The organism is Neisseria sp. P0009.S007 (genome assembly GCF_051962515.1).
The window spans coordinates 1-535 of record NZ_JBQCVF010000846.1; the positions used below are offsets into that span (position 1 = coordinate 1).

Genomic DNA, 535 nt, shown 5'->3' on the forward strand with positions numbered 1-535 from the left:
CGCCATAATCACAAAGTTCTCATCAACACGCGCATCTACGGCAGCTTTGATACGGTCGACCATTTCATCTTTAGAAACGATGGCTTTGTTCGGACGGTGGCCGCAGCGTTTTTGCGCTACCTGATCTTCGATGTGAACCGCTGCAACACCAGCGCGTTCAAAGTTGCGAATAGTGCGGGCAATATTGAATGCACCACCCCAACCCACATCGATGTCCACCAGCAAAGGCGTATCCACGTTGTCCGTGATGCGTCGCGCGTCGATCAGCACATCTTCCATTGTGGTGATGCCCAAATCAGGGATACCGCAAGAGCAGGCTGCCACGCCACCGCCAGACAGATAGATTGCTTTGAAACCGCTTTGGGTGGCCAATCGTGCAAAGTAAGCATTGACGCAACCGACGACGGCTAGTGGATTCGATTCTTTCACGGCTTGACGGAAACGCGCTCCGGCAGAGTGTTGACTCATCATATTTCTCCTTTATAGACTTTTTTCAGTATTAATCGGACGGCTCGGTTTTTTCACAACTTGAAAC

1 protein-coding gene is annotated in these 535 nt (G+C 50.8%); it reads right to left on the reverse strand.

The window, feature by feature from the left end; all coding sequences use genetic code 11:
* Nucleotides 1–468: isocitrate lyase/phosphoenolpyruvate mutase family protein (locus tag ACTHS3_RS16720; RefSeq protein ID WP_440368605.1), on the reverse strand; the 468-nt coding region annotated here is incomplete at its 3' end.
* Nucleotides 469–535: the final 67 nt, after the last annotated feature.